The organism is Aestuariirhabdus sp. LZHN29 (assembly GCF_049985285.1).
Lineage (GTDB): Bacteria > Pseudomonadota > Gammaproteobacteria > Pseudomonadales > Aestuariirhabdaceae > Aestuariirhabdus.
In genome coordinates this window covers 152,937-168,293 of the sequence record NZ_JBNIEU010000005.1, presented here as the reverse complement: position 1 = coordinate 168,293, position 15,357 = coordinate 152,937, and the positions used below count along the sequence as shown (strand labels likewise).

The 15,357-nt window shown below is 53.4% G+C and carries 19 protein-coding genes; 14 read left to right on the top strand and 5 right to left on the bottom strand.

Annotated features, from left to right (window positions below):
• Positions 1 to 63: 63 nt before the first annotated feature.
• From ACP3PW_RS16540 to sthA, 3 genes are all read left to right on the top strand, one after another.
• Positions 64 to 1,065 carry an FAD:protein FMN transferase gene (locus ACP3PW_RS16540; protein ID WP_426417842.1) on the top strand — a complete coding sequence of 334 codons (1,002 nt, stop codon included), beginning with the start codon at positions 64 to 66 and terminating at the stop codon, positions 1,063 to 1,065.
• Positions 1,066 to 1,076: 11 nt separating this feature from the next.
• The gene (gene nqrM, locus ACP3PW_RS16535) at positions 1,077 to 1,316 is read left to right on the top strand and encodes a (Na+)-NQR maturation NqrM (protein WP_426417841.1); all 240 of its coding nucleotides are present in this window, start codon (positions 1,077 to 1,079) and stop codon (positions 1,314 to 1,316) included.
• An 82-nt stretch (positions 1,317 to 1,398) separates the two neighbouring features.
• Positions 1,399 to 2,793, top strand: a complete 1,395-nt coding sequence (gene sthA, locus ACP3PW_RS16530) for a Si-specific NAD(P)(+) transhydrogenase (RefSeq protein WP_426417840.1) — start codon at positions 1,399 to 1,401, stop codon at positions 2,791 to 2,793.
• 194 nt (positions 2,794 to 2,987) lie between these two features.
• Here sthA and ACP3PW_RS16525 read toward each other — a convergent pair whose 3' ends face one another.
• Positions 2,988 to 3,278, bottom strand: coding sequence for a hypothetical protein (locus ACP3PW_RS16525; protein WP_426417839.1), 291 nt, complete (start codon positions 3,276 to 3,278; stop codon positions 2,988 to 2,990).
• Between the two features lie 2 nt (positions 3,279 to 3,280).
• Complete coding sequence (locus ACP3PW_RS16520; protein WP_426417838.1) at positions 3,281 to 3,859, bottom strand: PilZ domain-containing protein; 579 nt, start codon at positions 3,857 to 3,859, stop codon at positions 3,281 to 3,283.
• A 92-nt stretch (positions 3,860 to 3,951) separates the two neighbouring features.
• On the opposite strand from ACP3PW_RS16520, the gene ACP3PW_RS16515 reads away from it, so the two are divergent.
• On the top strand, positions 3,952 to 5,196 hold the full coding sequence (locus ACP3PW_RS16515; RefSeq protein WP_426417837.1) for a lipoprotein-releasing ABC transporter permease subunit: 1,245 nt from the start codon (positions 3,952 to 3,954) through the stop codon (positions 5,194 to 5,196).
• The gene (gene lolD, locus ACP3PW_RS16510) at positions 5,189 to 5,878 is read left to right on the top strand and encodes a lipoprotein-releasing ABC transporter ATP-binding protein LolD (protein ID WP_426417836.1); all 690 of its coding nucleotides are present in this window, start codon (positions 5,189 to 5,191) and stop codon (positions 5,876 to 5,878) included. Before ACP3PW_RS16515 ends, lolD begins: the two co-directional genes overlap by 8 nt.
• Before the next feature lie 93 nt (positions 5,879 to 5,971).
• On the opposite strand, the gene ACP3PW_RS16505 is transcribed toward lolD, so the two are convergent.
• Both ACP3PW_RS16505 and ACP3PW_RS16500 read right to left on the bottom strand, forming a co-directional pair.
• Complete coding sequence (locus ACP3PW_RS16505; protein ID WP_426417835.1) at positions 5,972 to 6,259, bottom strand: hypothetical protein; 288 nt, start codon at positions 6,257 to 6,259, stop codon at positions 5,972 to 5,974.
• An 8-nt stretch (positions 6,260 to 6,267) separates the two neighbouring features.
• Positions 6,268 to 6,804, bottom strand: coding sequence for a DUF2062 domain-containing protein (locus ACP3PW_RS16500; RefSeq protein ID WP_426417834.1), 537 nt, complete (start codon positions 6,802 to 6,804; stop codon positions 6,268 to 6,270).
• Between the two features lie 79 nt (positions 6,805 to 6,883).
• Between ACP3PW_RS16500 and ACP3PW_RS16495 the strand changes: the two genes are divergently transcribed.
• The 9 genes from ACP3PW_RS16495 (at position 6,884) to ACP3PW_RS16455 (ending at position 14,478) form a co-directional block, all read left to right on the top strand.
• Complete coding sequence (locus tag ACP3PW_RS16495) at positions 6,884 to 9,187, top strand: DNA internalization-related competence protein ComEC/Rec2 (RefSeq protein ID WP_426417833.1); 2,304 nt, start codon at positions 6,884 to 6,886, stop codon at positions 9,185 to 9,187.
• Positions 9,188 to 9,250: 63 nt separating this feature from the next.
• Positions 9,251 to 9,886, top strand: a complete 636-nt coding sequence (locus ACP3PW_RS16490; protein ID WP_426417832.1) for a MotA/TolQ/ExbB proton channel family protein — start codon at positions 9,251 to 9,253, stop codon at positions 9,884 to 9,886.
• Positions 9,883 to 10,302 carry an ExbD/TolR family protein gene (locus tag ACP3PW_RS16485; protein ID WP_426417831.1) on the top strand — a complete coding sequence of 140 codons (420 nt, stop codon included), beginning with the start codon at positions 9,883 to 9,885 and terminating at the stop codon, positions 10,300 to 10,302. Before ACP3PW_RS16490 ends, ACP3PW_RS16485 begins: the two co-directional genes overlap by 4 nt.
• Entirely contained in the window at positions 10,299 to 11,312 is a 1,014-nt protein-coding gene (gene lpxK, locus ACP3PW_RS16480; RefSeq protein ID WP_426417830.1) for a tetraacyldisaccharide 4'-kinase, read from the top strand. Before ACP3PW_RS16485 ends, lpxK begins: the two co-directional genes overlap by 4 nt.
• Positions 11,305 to 11,487, top strand: a complete 183-nt coding sequence (locus tag ACP3PW_RS16475; RefSeq protein WP_426417896.1) for a Trm112 family protein — start codon at positions 11,305 to 11,307, stop codon at positions 11,485 to 11,487. Before lpxK ends, ACP3PW_RS16475 begins: the two co-directional genes overlap by 8 nt.
• A complete protein-coding gene (gene kdsB, locus ACP3PW_RS16470; RefSeq protein ID WP_426417829.1) occupies positions 11,484 to 12,245 on the top strand; it encodes a 3-deoxy-manno-octulosonate cytidylyltransferase in 762 nt (253 codons plus the stop codon). The genes ACP3PW_RS16475 and kdsB overlap by 4 nt, the downstream gene beginning before the upstream one ends.
• Positions 12,246 to 12,247: 2 nt before the next feature.
• Positions 12,248 to 12,715 carry a low molecular weight protein-tyrosine-phosphatase gene (locus tag ACP3PW_RS16465; RefSeq protein ID WP_426417895.1) on the top strand — a complete coding sequence of 156 codons (468 nt, stop codon included), beginning with the start codon at positions 12,248 to 12,250 and terminating at the stop codon, positions 12,713 to 12,715.
• A complete protein-coding gene (murB, locus tag ACP3PW_RS16460) occupies positions 12,712 to 13,737 on the top strand; it encodes a UDP-N-acetylmuramate dehydrogenase (protein WP_426417828.1) in 1,026 nt (341 codons plus the stop codon). The genes ACP3PW_RS16465 and murB overlap by 4 nt, the downstream gene beginning before the upstream one ends.
• A 72-nt stretch (positions 13,738 to 13,809) precedes the next feature.
• Positions 13,810 to 14,478 (top strand): haloacid dehalogenase type II, encoded by a 669-nt coding sequence (locus ACP3PW_RS16455; protein WP_426417827.1) that lies wholly within the window; start codon positions 13,810 to 13,812, stop codon positions 14,476 to 14,478.
• 14 nt (positions 14,479 to 14,492) lie between these two features.
• Here ACP3PW_RS16455 and ACP3PW_RS16450 read toward each other — a convergent pair whose 3' ends face one another.
• Positions 14,493 to 15,356: an ABC transporter permease gene (locus ACP3PW_RS16450; RefSeq protein WP_426417826.1), complete on the bottom strand. Its 864-nt coding sequence runs from the start codon at positions 15,354 to 15,356 to the stop codon at positions 14,493 to 14,495.
• Position 15,357: the final 1 nt, after the last annotated feature.

Here is a 15,357-nt window from a genome sequence, read left to right as displayed (position 1 = left end):
CTGGTTAAGGCCCCTCGACAAGCTATTTCGTCGAAGGAGCTGAGGATACCCGCATTAATCTTTATGCTGTTCACGCAGCTGGTTATCGCGGGTTGTTCTTTTGAGGAGGAGCCTGAGTTATATGGGTTCGATGGCCTCACCATGGGCACGACATACCACGTAAAGTATGTTGCGCTCTCCAATATCGACGAGCCTGCAGTCCGTAAGGTTACCGAACAGGCTCTTGGGGACGTGGACCGACGTATGTCGACCTATCGTTCCGATTCCGAACTGATGCAGTTCAATGTTTTACCCGCAGAGAGTCGCTTTGAGGTATCTGCAGACCTGATAGAATTAATCCAGGTTAGCCATTACTTAGCTCGTATAAGCGATGGTGCCTTTGATGTCACAGTAGGCCCTTTGGTCAACCTGTGGGGCTTTGGTCCAGACAAGCGACCCATCAAAAAACCGAGTGTTAGCGAGATCACAGACGCTCGACAGAATGTCGGTTATCAATATTTGAACGTTGATGCTGATAGCAGTGTGCTAATCAAACAGCGGGCCCTTTTTGTAGACCTGTCGTCAATCGCCAAGGGCTATGGCGTAGACAGGGTAGCGGCAGAGATCGAAGCCCTCGGTATCGCGAGCTATCTGGTAGAAGTGGGGGGTGAGGTGCGAATGAAAGGCACCAAACCTAACGGAGCCAGCTGGCGGATTGGGGTAGAAAAACCCACCGTTGATGAGCGCACCGCCTCTTTTGTTATTAGTGCAGAAAATCAGGGCATTGCGACCTCTGGCGATTATCGGAACTATTTCGAGGTGGACGGCAAGCGCTACTCCCACACGATTGACCCACGTAGCGGGTATCCGATTGATCATAAATTGGTGTCGGTGACGGTGGTCGACGATTCGACTGCACTGGCCGATGGGTTAGCGACCATGTTTATGGCGTTGGGCCCGCAAGAAGGGATGAAGGTCGCCCTTAAAGAAAATATTTCTGCTCTATTTATCGAAAAGAGCGAAAACGAATTTCTCTTTACCAGTACTCCCGGTTTCGACCAGTACGTGCTGAGTAAGCCCGAATGAGGTAACACATTATGACGGTATTTCTTCTTACTTTTGTTGGACTGTTGGTGATAGTCGCCGCAATGTCCCTGGGTGTAATCTTCGCCAATAAGCCGATCAAAGGATCCTGTGGTGGCCTCGGCGCTGTTGGCATCGACTCAGAGTGTTCGATTTGCGGCGGTAATCCTGATAAATGCGAAGAATCCCAGGCAGATGAAGGTGCCGCAGACGGTGTAAGCAAAGATAGTTTCTACGACGCCACCGAAAAATAATATCTAACGAAGTAACAGACCGGTCGCTGGAATGCATCCGCGACCGCGGATAGGTTCGACTATTTGACCAGGGAGTTCCCGGATGAGTGTTAAGAATTACGATGTTGTGGTACTGGGCTCTGGCCCTGCAGGCGAGGGTGCGGCGATCAATGCCGTAAAGCTCGGACAAAAGGTAGCGGTTATTGAAATGGCCCCTAAACTGGGGGGCAATTGCACCCACCTTGGTACTATTCCGTCCAAAGCCTTACGTAATTCTGTCAAACAAATCATCTCATTTAATACCAATCCAATGTTTCGTGAGATAGGGGAGCCTCGCTGGTTTAGCTTTCCTAATGTGCTGCGAAGCGCAGAGAAGGTGATTAGTAAGCAAGTAGAGTCGCGTACCAGCTATTACGCACGCAATAGAGTCGATATCTATTTTGGGCGCGGGAGCTTTGTAGACAACAACACCATCGAAGTGATTGAGCGCAATGGAAGTGTCGAGCGCTTGCAGGCAGAAAAGGTGGTTATCGCCACCGGGTCACACCCTTATCGTCCAGCGGATATCGATTTTAATCACAGTCGAGTGTACGACAGCGACACGATTCTTAAGCTTAAGCACACGCCCCGTCGCTTGATCATCTATGGCGCTGGCGTTATCGGTTGTGAATATGCGTCTATTTTTAGCGGCTTGGGCGTGAAAGTTGACCTGATTGATACCCGGGATAAACTACTGTCGTTTTTGGATACCGAAATCTCCGACGCGCTAAGTTACCACCTGCGCAACATCGGCGTCATGGTGCGTCACGATGAGGAGTACTCCAAGGTAGAGGCATCGGACGATGGTGTAATTATGCATCTGCGCTCCGGGAAAAAGGTCAAGGGCGACGCTTTGCTGTGGGCTAATGGCCGATCCGGCAATACACAGGGGCTCGGTCTCGAGAACATTGGCCTTCAGGCGAATTCCCGTGGCCAGCTCGAAGTTAACCGTAACTATCAAACCGATATAGAGTCGGTGTACGCCGCAGGGGATGTGATCGGGTGGCCCAGTCTTGCCAGCGCAGCGTTCGATCAGGGACGTTCAGCCTCTGGTAACGCAAGCAGTAATGATGAGTGGCGCTTTGTCGACGATGTTCCGACCGGAATCTACACCATTCCAGAGATCAGTTCGTTAGGAAAAACCGAAAAAGAGTTAACTGACGCCAAGGTTCCTTATGAGATAGGCCGAGCCTATTTTAGTGCGATGGCAAGGGCGCAGATATCCCATGAACCAGTGGGTATGCTAAAGATCCTGTTCCATATCGATACCCTCGAGATACTGGGTATCCATTGCTTTGGTGACCAGGCTGCAGAAATTATCCATATCGGCCAGGCTATTATGAACCAACCGGGCGAAGGCAATACGCTTCGCTACTTCGTCAACACCACTTTTAACTACCCTACCATGGCGGAGACCTATCGAGTCGCTGCGCTGGACGGCTTAAATCGCCTCTTTTAAACTGGCGAATGGGTAAAAAGGTCGGCATTGCCGGCCTTTTTTGTTTTAGTGCTTGTGGCAACGAATAACAGCACATCTGGAACGCTCTCTAACCCTGTTGGGCGCGCTCCAAAAGCGTCAACCTCGCTAAGGGGGGTGGCGGGCCTGACGGTGCCAGAGTCCGCTGAGCATAATGACGGCGCTGTGCCGGGTCTTTAGTTACTGCTGGACGGTTTCTTATGCAGTACGCTGCGCAGAACCCTGTCACCTTCGAAATAGACGCTGAAGCGTTCATAGCTCCAGGTGGTAATAGGAGGGGTGCCAATGGTTTTTTGATTCATCGGGGCGCCATATCGCTCCTCGACCTGCACCATAGTGGCTCCAAACTGGGGGCGATCTAGTTGAGCTTGCTCCGGGTTTTGTTGACCAACCATGACGCGAATCTCTTCCGCGTTAACAGTGGGGGTTATTAAGAGCGCAACGCCCAGAAGTAGATGCTTTTTCATTTTTAATCCTGTTTAGATTGACCGCTCTGATGACGACGTAGGAGAGATTGATACTGAATGATGTGTCTCGCCAACAGCTGTCGGTCGGGTTCGGTGATCTCTTCGAAGATAATACTATGGCGATAAAAACCGTCGACCTTAATGCTATCGAGAAGTCGCCCAGACGCCATAATGCCTGCATAGGAGGGGAAAAGCGTTAACTTTAGGGCGAGGTACTGATCAGGAGCCAGCTTGCTATCGGTAATAATGGAGATGCCCCCTTCACTGAGATCAGCTTCTACCAGGTCCGGGTTTGCGCTGTTAAAGCCGATCGCTGAAACCATACGACCTAGCAGGTGGATACGCTTATCAATACTTTTCAGATATTGGGAGACCAATCGATTTTCCTCATGGATCGCCCGCAGTATATGCTGTGACTCGGTCTCTATGGACTGAATTTCACTGGCTAGAGAGAATACTTCACCGGTGTGTTGAAAGGGGAATCCACTCTCTTTGGGGTGCAGCGGCTTATCAATTAGCTGATACTCCAAGGCTACCTTGTCGGTGATACGAAAAAAATTACGCCGGTCATCCTGAATCATTTTCTGTGTCCTCAGCCTAGCCTATGCAAGCAACCCAACTTACTTTAGTATTTTAGCTTCTCAAATTAAAGGCGTGAGCCGGATCCCACTGGATGTTTAAACCCTTACCCCTGTTTGTTGGCTTGCGCTACACGCGAGCTAAACGCCGGAACCATTTTATCTCCTTTATCTCTCTTACCTCCATGACCGGATTAACACTGGGGGTGATGGTTTTGATTGTTGTTCTATCAGTAATGAATGGCTTTGACCGAGAGCTAAAGCAACGAATCCTTGGCATGGTGCCCCATGCCACGATAAGTGCCGCCTATGGTGTGATCGAAGACTGGGCCCCCCTGATCGGTGAAATTGAACAACAGGATGGGGTTCTCAAGGCCGCCCCCTTCATTAACAACCAGGGGATGCTCAGTGCAGGAGGGCGTGTAAAAGGTGCTCTGATCTATGGAGTTGAGCCGGAGTACGAAAAACAGGTCTCCATTGTAGAGAGCCACATCAAGGATGGCTCGTTGGACCTGCTTCAAAGCGGCGAATTCGGGATCATTCTTGGTGATATTTTGGCTCGTCAGCTCGGCCTGTCCAAAGGCGACAAGGTTACGCTCGTATTACCCGAAGCCACCACAAGCCCTGCGGGAGTGTTCCCACGGTTGAAGCGGTTCACCATGGTAGCAACGTTCTCTGTTGGTGCAGAGCTCGACAGTAACCTTGCCATGATCCACATCGACGATGCCGCGCGCTTAAAGCGTATGACGGGGGGCGTTGAGGGTATCCGCCTGTTAACCGACAATCTGTTTAAGGCTCCGCGTATTGCCTGGGATGTTGCCAATACGCTACCCGGACGTTATTACGTACGCGACTGGACCCGGACTCATGGCAGCCTGTTTCAGGCGATCAAAATGGAAAAAACCATGGTGGGGTTGCTACTCACCCTGATTATCGCCGTAGCGGCGTTTAATATCGTCGCCACCCTGGTCATGGTGGTTACAGACAAACAGGCGGATATCGCGATTCTGAGGACGTTTGGAGCAACTTCCAACACTATTATGGGAATCTTTATGGTTCAGGGGGCAGTCATCGGTATTTTTGGGACACTGCTGGGGGTATTACTGGGTGTGATCCTGGCACCTAACGTACCCGAGCTGGTCAGTGCGCTTGAAAGTTTATTAGGCACTCACTTCCTGAGTTCGGATGTCTACTTTATCAGCTACCTACCTTCAAAACTGGAGTGGTCCGATGTGGGGATGGTAGCGAGCGCCGGTCTTGGCATGAGCTTCCTGGCCACTTTGTATCCAGCTTATAGAGCATCAAAAACCGAACCCGCAGAGGCACTGCGTTATGAGTGATAGCGTCCCAGTGCTTGAATGCCTGAACCTGGTAAAAGAGTATCAGCAGGGCCCCCAGCGCCTCTGTGTGCTCAATGGTGTAAACCTGAAGCTGTGGGCAGGGGAGCGGATTTCGATTATTGGCTCCTCTGGTTCCGGTAAGAGTACGCTGCTCAACCTGTTGGCGGGGCTGGACGCACCGACAAGTGGAGCCGTCCAGATCCAGGGGCAGGTGCTGCACCAGCTCTCCGATAGTGCCAAGGCAGCGTTGCGAAATCGTAGTATGGGGTTTGTGTACCAATTTCACCATCTGCTCGCAGAGTTTAGCGCGCTGGAAAACGTCGCCATGCCGCTTTTGCTGCGCAAGGGGACGTCCGTTTCAGAAGCGAGCGGCAAGGCTCAGGTGCTGCTGGAAAGAGTGGGTTTGGCCCAGCGCCTTAGCCACAAACCATCGGAGCTCTCCGGCGGCGAACGGCAGCGTGTCGCTATTGCCCGGGCTCTGGTAACCGAGCCCGCCGTTGTGTTGCTGGATGAACCAACCGGGAACCTGGATCAACGTACCGCACAGCAGGTTCATGATTTGATTCAGGAGCTCAGTTCGCAGCTACAGACCGCATTTGTCATGGTTACCCATGATGTCGAACTGGCACGAAGTATGGACAAAACCTACCAATTGAACGATGGTTTTCTGCAGCTCGTCTAGGGTGAAGTTACGCTTGACCCAGTGCGTTCGGGCGCTCAATCGGCGTATTGTAGCCTGCATCCCAAAGAGCAGTGGGGCGGCTACGCAGGTTGCTTAGTTGTTATAGGTAGCGGGGTCTATCCACAGTCCCAGTGATCGCTTATCAATGCGGTTGCTGTCGCCCACAACCTGGAAGCGGAAAACCACGATGTCCCCCACTTTGACGTCGAGTACTTCGGCGGCACTGAGATAGCTGTATTGCTCGTCATCGACCGTCAGCGTGTGAATGAAGTAATCCGGCATACCCAGCCATTCGCTGTGTGGCCCATCGGTCTCTATCTGCTTAAGAGTGCCTTTAGCCTGCTGCTTTGGCGGGCGCTTCGAAAAATTTCTGCGATTCATTAACTGCGTTACTCCTTTGTGTCGGGTTCGCGGCTGCGGCGTAATTGCCGCGCGCGCCAGCTTCGCCCAACCGACCAGCGCCAGTAAAAACGAATCATAAAATAACAGAATGATCCCATTACGGCCCCGGTCAAAATCGATCCCGCCAACAGGGGCTCCCAGATAGCACCCAGCTCCGCTTCAAGCCACTGGGGTGTCATCTCAAAGGGAATGTTGCGGATAGGGGTGTCAAGTAAGTAGCACCCCACCTTGTAAGTAAAGTAAAAAATCCCGGGCATGGTCACGGGGTTGGTAATCCAGACCAGGGCTACTGAAAGCGGAAGATTGCAGCGGATAACAACTGCCAGGGTCGCGGCTAAAACCATCTGGAAAGGGATCGGCAGGAAGGCGCAGAAAATGCCTACAAGAAAAGCAGCCGCAGCCGATCGTCGATTCAGGTGCCACAGGTTAGGATCGTGAATGCGATGCCCAAGAAAACTAAGGTAACGGTTCCCCTTGATAGTTCGGGGGTCTGGGAGATACCGTTTTATCAGTTTACGTGGCATATAAACAATAGTGACAGCTTCGCTGGAAGATCAACATTATGCCTGTAATTAATTAGGTTCTCTAGGGATGCAAACAAGGATGATTGCATTCGCCGTCGGGATCGCCGCGCCATTATTTTGCCCCGACTTAGGACTGGGGCTTTCGCTCTGGCTGATTTTGGCGCTTCTGATGTTACTGGTTGTATTAGCGGTTGGCTGTCTGTCAGTCTGGGTACAGATGGCGTTACTGTTCCTACTCGGTTCGCTATATGGGCTCTACCGGGGTTATGACTCCCTGGATCACCGGGCCCCACCCTCACTACTGAACAAGGAGGTTGTGCTAGAGGCGCGGGTGGATTCGGCGGTGTTGAGGGGCACCGATGCCTTACGCCTGGTGCTTTCAAACATCCATCACCTGAACCCGTCACAAGAGCTCGATCTGGATCGTATTCGGAGCATTCAGCTAGCCTGGTATTTCCCTACGCAGAATCCCCAGGCGGGCGAGCGCTGGCGCTTTAACGTCACTCTTAAGCCGATTCGGGGCTTTGCAAGCCCGGGGGCGTTTGATTACTCCGGTCATCTTCTTCGGCAGGGAATCGATGCCCGTGGGTATGTCCGCGACGATGACACACCCGTCCGCCTGGCAAAGGCTGCTGGAGCCTCTTTTGCGCAGCTGCGCACACGCTTACAAGACGCATTACCCTTAGTCGTGCCCGAGTCCTACCTATCGACCGCGCAGGCACTGTTGCTGGGCGACAGTAGCGGATTTAGCGATGATCAATGGAACGCCCTTCGACGCAGCGGAACAATCCACTTGATGGTGGTTTCGGGTTTGCATATTACTCTTTTCGCAGGTATCGGTTTTTTGTTGTGCCGTGTAGTCATTCAGCGGCTTGGCTTGGGTGAGCAACTACCGTTCTATTCTATCTCTGCTGTCGCAGCACTTGGGTTCGCGATCGTTTACGCCTCAATTACCGGCTTCCAACTACCCGCCCAACGGGCCGTTACCATGCTGTTCGTGCCACTGGCTTGCATGACGCTGGGTTTCAAGCCTTCCCCTGGCACCGTGCTGTATTCGGCGTTGGTACTGGTGCTGCTTGTCGACCCGCTGGCACCCATCAGCGCAGGGTTCTGGTACTCGTTTTTGACGGTTGCAGCGCTGATGTTAATGATAGTGAACAGAACCAACCGATCCGGTGGGCTGAGAGGGGCGCTTAGTACCCAGCTTGGCGTATTTCTGGTTGTAGCACTGGTGGGTATACAGCTGGCAGGGGAGTGGAACCCTTTGTCACCGCTGGTCAATCTGGTCGCAATCCCCTTGGTGGGCCTCCTGATCGTGCCAGCCCTGGTCTTCACGTTGTTGTTGGTTTTGGCTCTGCCCGGTCTATCGTGGCTTGCTATGGAGACCCTCCGCTTTCCATTGGCTGCCCTGTGGTGGCTGATCGAAGCAGGAGGGCACGGCACCAGTGATACGTTGCTGCCTGCGCTGCCGTTCAGCCTTCTGCTACTTGGCGCAGTGGCTGTGTTTTTGCTACTGCTGCCTGCAGCCTTGCGGCTCAGGCCGTTACTGGTATGCCTGCTTTGCCTCTCTCTGCTGGGTTATCAGATTCATCGCCCGCGGCTCAGGGTCGATCTCCTCGATGTAGGCCAGGGGTTATCCGTCGTTGTGCAAACCCCCAATCATGCTCTTCTTTTTGATACCGGGGTCTCTTTTAACCCGAGGTTCAGTGGGGGCAACGCGGTTGTATTGCCATTTTTCCGTGACCAGGGGCGTAGTTATCTCGACACAATGGTTATCAGTCACGAGAACATCGACCACATGGGCGGGGCAAGGCATGTGGTTGAGGGGATGAATGTGGGACGCATATTGGGCGGTGGGAAATCCTCACAGATGGAGTTGGCGAGATTAAAACCCTGTCACAATGGTCAACAATGGGAGTGGGATTCTGTAAAGTTTTCCATGCTCTGGGGAGGGGCTCCGTATCTATCAGGCAACGATGGCTCCTGCGTGCTTTTGATTGAAAGCGCTGATGTTAAAATTCTACTGACCGGAGATATCGGACAGGATGTGGAACGCTCATTGTCGCTGTCTGCCCCCCGGATCCCGGATATGGCTCCGCTATTGGAGAGGGTCAGCCTGTTGCAGGTTCCCCATCATGGCAGCGCAAGCTCATCGTCCTGGCCCTTTATAAAGACCATAAGACCCTATTACGCGGTTATTTCAGCCGGTTACCGTAATCGCTTCGGCCACCCCCATCCTGCCGTTAGCCGTCGCTATCGGGCGCTGGGGTCCCATCTACTCAACACCGCTGACAGCGGCACCCTGACCTTCGTGCAGGAAGGGAATGGGGGCTTGGTATTACAAAGCGAGTACAGGCTCTCAAAGCGCCGTTATTGGTGGTGAGAGGGTATTCGGCGCAGCAGATTGTTGTGATAGAGTGTGGCCAGTCTATTGGGGGAGCTTCCTGTGTTCGAGTTGGTAAAGTCTGGCGGCTGGTTAATGCTGCCAATCATATTGTGTTCCATATTTGCAGCGGCTGTTTGCGCTGAACGTTTTTGGACGTTGCGTAATTCACGCATCGCCCCTAAATACACCCTTGCCCTGGTCTGGAAATGGATCAAAAGCAATCAGCTGGATGCGAAGAAGCTACGGGAGTTGAAGGCCAGTTCTCCGCTTGGAGAGATCCTGGCGGCGGGTCTGAGTAACTCCAAGCATGGCCGCGAGGTAATGAAGGAGAGTATTCAGGAAAGTGCTGCCCGGGTAATTCACGAAATGGAACGTTACCTGACCGCCCTTGGTACCGTCGCTGCGGTCGCTCCCTTGCTGGGGCTGCTCGGCACCGTCATCGGCATGATCAAGGTATTTTCGGCCATCATGCTTGAAGGGACAGGCAATACCGGCGTTCTTGCTGGCGGCATCTCCGAAGCACTGATCACCACGGCCGCTGGCTTAACTGTGGCGATTCCCGCAGTTATTTTTCATCGCTATTTTGTGCGTCGGGTGGAAGAACTCGTGGTAACCATGGAGCAAGAGGCTACCAAGTTGGTAGAGGTGCTTCATGGCGAACGTGAAGTAGAGACCAAGGGAGCGTCTAAGCGATGATGTTTCGACGTCAAAAGACGGAGGAGGTCAGCGTAAACCTGACACCCCTGATTGACGTGGTGTTTCTGCTGCTGATCTTTTTTATGGTGTCCACTACGTTTACCAAGGAAACGCACCTGAGTATTGACCTGCCAGAAGCCACCGGAAAACCCGCGGTCGAGCACAGGCAGCAGGTAGAGATCGTCATCGGTAAGGAGGGTGGCTATGCCATCAATGGCAAGCCCCTGGTGAACAGCGATCCTAAAACGTTGCAGACGGCGTTGGCAAAAGAATCCAAAGGGGATAGCAGCCTGCCATTGGTGATTACCTCTGACGGCAAGACCCCTTATCAGGCGGTTGTCACCGCAATGGATGCGGCCGGTCAACTCGGGTTTGTTCATCTCACCATTACCACCATGGAGGTCGCTCCAGAGTGAGCTTTGGCGAGCGCCTGAGCCGCGCCTGGTATGGCGGCCAGCGCTGGCCGCTGCTATTTGCGCCCTTGAGCCTGATAGTGGGCTGGGTTGCGAGGCGCAGGCGCGCCCGTTTTCTCAGCAAGGGTCCCCTTTGGCAGCCCCCTGTGCCGCTGATCATCGTCGGTAACATCACCGTGGGAGGCACCGGCAAGACCCCCCTGGTGCAGGCTCTCGTGCGATCACTTAAAGAGTGGGGCTACCGCCCGGGTATTATCAGTCGAGGGTATGGAGGCAATAGTGCCCACTACCCCCTCAGGGTGACTCCTGACTCCGATGCCGCCCAGTGCGGTGATGAACCACTGCTACTTGCCCAGACTACCGACTGTCCGGTATTTGTTGATCCTGATCGCTGCGCGGCCGCCCAAGCCCTGTTGTCCGCCACCGACGTTAACCTGATTATCGCTGACGATGGATTACAGCACTACCGGCTAGGGCGCTCCATTGAGTGGGCCGTTCTGGATGGCGTCCGTGGTCTGGGGAATGGCTGGTTAATCCCCGCGGGGCCATTGCGCGAACCCATCAGCAGGTTGATCAGCGTAGATCGTGTCGTCATCAATGGGGGAGGGGATCTACCCGGCGTTGAAAACGCCTGTAGGATGCAGCTAGCCCCCCTTGCGCTGGTAAATTTGTTCGATGGCCAGGTTATAGAGCCCGGCAAAGCGCGGGAGGCTTTGGCCCACCAGCCCCTTCTTATGTTGGCGGGAATCGGCAACCCGCAGCGCTTCTTTGATACCCTGGCAGTCCTTGATATTCAGGGTGAAAGCCGGGAGTTTCCAGATCACCACACTTATCGAGCGGCAGATATTGCGTATAATGGCGCTGTCGTTATGACCGAAAAAGATGCGGTCAAATGCCGCCACCTTGCCACCCCTAATCACTGGTACCTGCAGGTAGGTGCGATGTTGCCACCGGAGTTGCTCGATCACCTCAAGCAACAGCTGGAGACCCTACGAGGACAAAATGATGGATAAGAAACTGCTCGAAATTCTCGCGTGCCCGCTGTGTAAAAGCGATCTGCAATACAACAAGGAAAAGCAGGAGCTACTGTGTAAAAATGATGCTCTCGCTTTTCCTGTTCGTGATGGCATTCCCGTCATGCTGGAAAATGAAGCCCGCACCCTGACGACTGATGAGCGGTTGGGATGAGTTTTAGTGTCGTCATCCCGGCCCGCTACGCCTCGAACCGCCTGCCCGGTAAGCCGCTGGCGGATATTGGCGGTAAAACCATGGTTGAACGGGTTTACCGGCAGGCAACGCTCAGCTCCGCCGATCGAGTGGTAATTGCCACGGACCATCCTGAGATCGAAGCGACCGCAAAAGCATTTGGTGCTGAGGTGGTGATGACCTCCAGTGAGCACCCGTCCGGAACCGATAGACTGCAACAGGTAGCGGAAACCCTTGGGTTCGATGAAGCCCATATCATAGTCAACGTACAGGGCGACGAACCACTTATCCCGCCTGCACTCATCGACCAGGTCGCCAGCAATCTGGCAGGGGACCCCGAAGCGTCTGTTGCGACCCTCTGTGAGCCTATCCATGAGGCCGGGGAGCTTTTTAATCCCAACGCGGTAAAGGTCGTGCTCGATGCCCGCTCTCACGCGATCTATTTTAGTCGTGCGGCGCTGCCCTGGGCACGAGATGCCTTTGCTGGCGATATACAGGATCTGCCAGAAGGTGTTTGCTTCAACAGGCACATTGGCATTTATGCCTACAGGGTAGGGCTCCTGAATCGCTTTGTGCAATGGGGGCCTAGTCCTCTCGAAGCGATTGAGTGCCTTGAGCAGCTACGAGTGCTTTACCATGGTGACCGGATTCATGTAGAGCAAGCTACGGTAACTCCCCCCGCAGGTATCGATACGCCTGAAGACCTTGAACGTGTTCGTCGCCTGCTGATGGGGCGCTAGTGATGCAGCGTGTACTCTTTGTCTGTCTTGGCAATATTTGTCGCTCGCCGACGGCCCAGGGTGTATTCCAGCGGCTGGTTGAAGAGGCCGGTCTGGAGGGGCAAATCGAGGTCGAGTCTGCCGGAACCTCGGCTTACCATATCGGACAACCACCCGACAGCCGCTCGATCGCCACAGCATCGGCTCGTGGTTACGATCTTAGCTCGATTCGCGCCCAGCAGGTTATTGAAGCCGATTTTCTTCACTATGATCTGCTGTTGGCGATGGATGGCGAGAACCTCCGCGCCCTGCAGCAGATGGCTCCGGTGCAGCACCGGAATAAGGTGGAGCTATTTCTTAATTATGGTTCATGCAATAGACATGAGGTCCCGGACCCATACTACGGTGGTGAGAATGGCTTCGAGGAGGTTGTTGATCTCGTTGAGGATGCTGCCCGGGGACTGTTAAACAAGCTGCGTGACACACAATGATCCAGCAGCGGGTTTGCCTAAGGGCACACAACACCCTGCGCCTGGCCTCAACGGCCAGCCATTATTGCCAAGTCACAACCACCGACGAGTTACATGAAGCGGCAACTTATGCTTCCCAACAAGGGTTGCCACTTGTGTTGTTGGGGCAGGGCAGTAATGTAGTGTTGCCTCGACACCTCAACGCACTGGTTGTCCATATTGCCCTGCGAGGGGTTAGCTTGGTTGAGAGTGCGTTGGGTACGCAGGTTACGGCAGCCGCAGGAGAAAGCTGGGATAGCCTTGTTCAGGCGACAGTTTCAAAAGGGTTATGGGGGCTGGAAAACCTCTCCCTGATTCCCGGTACGGTCGGCGCAGCTCCCATACAAAACATAGGGGCCTATGGCGTTGAGGTTAAGGACCACCTGCTCCAGTTGCATGCGCTTAACCTCGAAAACGGTGAGGTGGAAACCCTGTCCGGCGCCGATTGCAATTTCGGCTACCGTGACAGCCTGTTTAAAGGGGCTTACCGCGGTCGATTCGCGGTTTTGGATTGCACGTTTAACCTTTCATACGAAGCAGCGCCAATGCTCGAGTACGGTGGTTTGAAAAAGATCCTGGCTCGCCCCGAAATAGTCTCACCGCAATGCGTGAGAGACGCCGTTTGCCAGCTGCGGATGGCGAAACTCCCCGACCCCTCAACAGTACCTAATGCGGGGAGCTTTTTTAAGAACCCGATAGTGAGCGAAGCGCAAGCCTCTGCTATTGAGGCCAAATTTCCACAATTGGTCAGTTTTAAAACCGATTCCGGGCGAAAGCTTGCTGCGGGGTGGATGATTGATAATGCCGGATTAAAGGGCATCCATCGAGGCGAGGTAGGCGTCTATCACAAACAGGCTCTGGTGCTTACCAGCAGCGGTTCCGCCGATGCCGGGCAGCTCAAAAAACTGGTTGAGGAGATTCAGCAAAGCGTCGCGGAGCGTTTTGGCGTATTGCTGGAGGTGGAGCCCCAGTGGTATAACGAAGATGGCACGGTGCAGTCATAGCCGCTCTATTTTGACAGCACCGCTCACTCGACGCACAATTAACTCCTGTTACTCAATGGATCGCCACCTCCGATGACCACCTTTGCATTCGACGTTTACGGCACCCTTATTGACACTTCGGGGGTTACTCGCCAGCTTGCTCTGTTTCTGGATGAGTTGGCCGGTGAGTTCTCAACCCTGTGGCGAGAGAAACAGCTTGAGTATTCATTCCGTCGCGGGCTCATGGAAGATTACAACACCTTCGCTGGCTGCACAGCAGACGCCTTCGATTACTGCTGCGAACGCTTCTCTCTTGAGCTGAACGATCACCAAAGGAGCGAGCTTCTGGGCAGTTACCAAACCCTTCCAGCTTTTGAAGATGCAGCTCCATCCCTGCAGCTACTGGCAGAGCAGGGGTTACCCTTATGGGCGTTCTCAAACGGCACCGCGGACGCTGTAAACGGGGTGCTAGGCCATGCGGGGCTGCTTCCCTATTTCAAGGGTGTCGTTAGCGTAGATGATGTTAAAACCTTCAAGCCCTCGCCTAAAGTGTACCGCCACTTTACCCAGTGCAGTGGTAGCGACGCAAAAGACTGCTGGTTGGTGTCATCAAACCCCTTCGATATCATAGGGGCAATTCGCTACGGTATGAAAACGGCGTGGGTTCAACGCAACCCGGATACCGTATTTGATCGTTTCGGAGTGGTGCCTCACCTGACGCTACCCAGCCTTTCCCATCTTCCTAAAACACTGGAATACTGATTGACGCTGTCCGCCTAATTTTTCCCCGTAGGCGGGCGCTGTACAAAGATGGAGACCGCGGCCAGTAATCCAGAAAACAGCATTAAGAGGGTTGATACCGCATTAATAACCGGGGTTGAACCCTCCTTGAGGCGGTCAAACATCGCAATGGTCAAGGGAGCGTCGGAGCCAACGAGCATCAGTGTCGTATTAAAGTTCTCGAAGGACATTAAGAAACTGACTATGGCAGCACCGAGGATCGCGGGTTTAAGGTAGGGCAGTGTAATGGTAGCGACGGCTGTAAAACGGCTGGCGCCGAGATTGAGCGCAGCCTCCTCCAGACTCTGATCAAACTTTCTCAAGCGGGCCGAGATCACCAGGGTTGAAATGGTGGTGATGAACGCAAACTGCCCTAATACGACCAGCAGCAAGCCCGGGCGTAAACCCTCTATTTCAATACCCCAAAGATCATCCAGTTGATTTGCAACACTGCTACTGAATATCAGGATGGATACGCCCAAAATAACGCCGGGAATCACCAGGGGAACCAGCATCATCACGTAAAGGAAATTTTTCCCAAAAAAATGCTCTCGCTCGAACAGAAAGGCATTACAGAGCGCAACGCCAACGCTCAATAGAGTTGTCGCCGATGCCACGATAATACTGGTCCACACACCACCGAGAAGCTCTCCATCATTAAAAATTCCGAGCCGTGGTTCACGAGCCCCCAGGTACCAATCGAGAGTTGCGCCTTTCCAGGGCAGTGATGGAAACAGACTGTCATTAAAGGAAAAAAGAATCACAACAACTAACGGCAGCAATAAGTAGAGGAAAAAAACACCAACGTAGAGCGCGTAAGTTGTCTGAAATCGACGGCTTATAGGAATAGAGGGGATCATG

Bases quoted from the DNA above. Each gene is read 5' to 3' on its own strand.
- ACP3PW_RS16495 (WP_426417833.1), top strand. From the start codon at position 6,884: ATGATTGCATTCGCCGTCGGGATCGCCGCGCCATTATTTTGCCCCGAC.
- kdsB (WP_426417829.1), top strand. From the start codon at position 11,484: ATGAGTTTTAGTGTCGTCATCCCGGCCCGCTACGCCTCGAACCGCCTG.
- ACP3PW_RS16475 (WP_426417896.1), top strand. From the start codon at position 11,305: ATGGATAAGAAACTGCTCGAAATTCTCGCGTGCCCGCTGTGTAAAAGC.
- lolD (WP_426417836.1), top strand. From the start codon at position 5,189: ATGAGTGATAGCGTCCCAGTGCTTGAATGCCTGAACCTGGTAAAAGAG.
- nqrM (WP_426417841.1), top strand. From the start codon at position 1,077: ATGACGGTATTTCTTCTTACTTTTGTTGGACTGTTGGTGATAGTCGCC.
- sthA (WP_426417840.1), top strand. From the start codon at position 1,399: ATGAGTGTTAAGAATTACGATGTTGTGGTACTGGGCTCTGGCCCTGCA.
- ACP3PW_RS16485 (WP_426417831.1), top strand. From the start codon at position 9,883: ATGATGTTTCGACGTCAAAAGACGGAGGAGGTCAGCGTAAACCTGACA.
- ACP3PW_RS16505 (WP_426417835.1), bottom strand. From the start codon at position 6,259: ATGAATCGCAGAAATTTTTCGAAGCGCCCGCCAAAGCAGCAGGCTAAA.
- ACP3PW_RS16540 (WP_426417842.1), top strand. From the start codon at position 64: ATGCTGTTCACGCAGCTGGTTATCGCGGGTTGTTCTTTTGAGGAGGAG.
- ACP3PW_RS16500 (WP_426417834.1), bottom strand. From the start codon at position 6,804: ATGCCACGTAAACTGATAAAACGGTATCTCCCAGACCCCCGAACTATC.
- ACP3PW_RS16465 (WP_426417895.1), top strand. From the start codon at position 12,248: ATGCAGCGTGTACTCTTTGTCTGTCTTGGCAATATTTGTCGCTCGCCG.
- ACP3PW_RS16525 (WP_426417839.1), bottom strand. From the start codon at position 3,278: ATGAAAAAGCATCTACTTCTGGGCGTTGCGCTCTTAATAACCCCCACT.
- ACP3PW_RS16515 (WP_426417837.1), top strand. From the start codon at position 3,952: ATGTTTAAACCCTTACCCCTGTTTGTTGGCTTGCGCTACACGCGAGCT.
- ACP3PW_RS16455 (WP_426417827.1), top strand. From the start codon at position 13,810: ATGACCACCTTTGCATTCGACGTTTACGGCACCCTTATTGACACTTCG.
- ACP3PW_RS16450 (WP_426417826.1), bottom strand. From the start codon at position 15,356: ATGATCCCCTCTATTCCTATAAGCCGTCGATTTCAGACAACTTACGCG.
- murB (WP_426417828.1), top strand. From the start codon at position 12,712: ATGATCCAGCAGCGGGTTTGCCTAAGGGCACACAACACCCTGCGCCTG.
- ACP3PW_RS16520 (WP_426417838.1), bottom strand. From the start codon at position 3,859: ATGATTCAGGATGACCGGCGTAATTTTTTTCGTATCACCGACAAGGTA.